Below are 1436 nucleotides of genomic sequence, written 5' to 3' on the forward strand. Positions count from 1 at the left end.
CAATGCCAGTGACTTAGGTTGTGGCTGCTCTGGTGATCGCGATGACTGCGGGGACTGGTGGTGGCCAGTTGCGGTGTTGGACGCGTTTGAGGGGCCAGTTGGACATCTTGCGTTTGATGACGCGCGGGCAGGTCCGTTGACGGCGTGGGGGCAGCAGGCGTTCGGTGATCTCAGCCAGGGTGCGGGTCAGTGCCCGGGCGAGTGTGCCGGGGGGAAAACGCCGCCTGGGCGGGGACCTGGCGGCGCACGACCCGCAGGCTGCGGGTGAAGGACAGCCGGTCGGGGTCCACGCCCTCGTTCAGGGCGGCCTGGTGCATCAGCTGCCGGATGGCGTGGTGGACGAGCAGGAGGCCGTAGACCTCCTGCTCGACGCCCCACGGGTACTTCGAGCGCAGGACGAGCCCGGGGCCGCGCTGGTGGGTCTTGATCTCGTCCAGGGTGGTCTCGATCTCCCAGCGCTGGGCGTACAGCGCGGCCAGTTCGGCCGCGGGTGCCTCCCTCGGGTCCAGGATCGTGGTGACCAGCCGGTAGACGGCGGCGTCGCCGGTGGAGGCGAGGGTGTACTCGACGACGCGGACGGTCACCGGGTTGCGACGGCTGCGGCGGTCCGGTTCGGCGTGGACCGTGCTCAGGTAGGAGCCGTCGCCGAGCACCCGCACGACGGGCAGGTTCGTGCTCTTGCGGACCCGCCACAGCAGGTCCGCTCCGGTGGCCTTCGCCTGCTGCCACAGCTCGAATCCGTAGAAGCCCCGGTCGGCCAGCAGCAGCATCCCTTTCTCGAGACGGTCGAACAGCCGCCGGGACAGGGACTGCTCGCTCGCCGACAGCGGACCGGTGGCGGCGGCGAACATCGCGTGGGTACCGCACTCGGCCAGTCCCACCACTCTGGCCTGCGGGAACGCGCTCGCTCCGCGTCCCGAGGCATGGCGGCCGAAGAAGGCTTCGTTGGCCTCGGTGTCCGTCAGGTCCAGGGTGGTGCCGTCCACCGCCACCACTCGCCAGTCCCGGTACCAGGCCCCCGCCGTCCCGGGCACGGCCACCGGACGGCACACCCGCGCGAACAGCGCCTTCAGCGGTTCGGGGCCCAGGCGTCGGCGGGCCCGGCCGATTGCGGCGGTCGTGGGCACCCGCCACGACCGCCGCGCGTCCCCGAGTCCCTCGCCCAGCAGCCGGGCGACCTCCTCGTAGCCCTGCCCGAAGAACAGGCACATCGCCAGCACGAAGTACACGACCACCCGCGCCGGCAGCAGCCGGCTGCGCTGCTCGGCCCGCCCGGTCTCGGCGATCACCTCATCGACCAGACCCGGCGGGAACGCCTGGGTCAGCACCCCGATCGCGATCCGGTCCGACAACCGCTCACCCGCAGGCGACTTGACCTGCCCCACCCTCGCCACACCACACCCAACGAGCCAAAGCCATCAAAGTCACTGGCATTG

Annotated in this window: 1 protein-coding gene; it reads right to left on the reverse strand. The window is 71.0% G+C overall.

Features of this window, described 5'->3' with window-relative positions; all coding sequences use genetic code 11:
- Nucleotides 1–170 precede the first annotated feature (170 nt).
- Nucleotides 171–1394, reverse strand: a complete 1224-nt coding sequence (locus ACFY4B_RS42600) for an IS4 family transposase (protein ID WP_387977205.1) — start codon at nucleotides 1392–1394, stop codon at nucleotides 171–173.
- Between the last annotated feature and the right edge of the window lie 42 nt (nucleotides 1395–1436).

This window comes from Kitasatospora sp. NPDC001261, from assembly GCF_042896795.1.
GTDB lineage: Bacteria > Actinomycetota > Actinomycetes > Streptomycetales > Streptomycetaceae > Kitasatospora.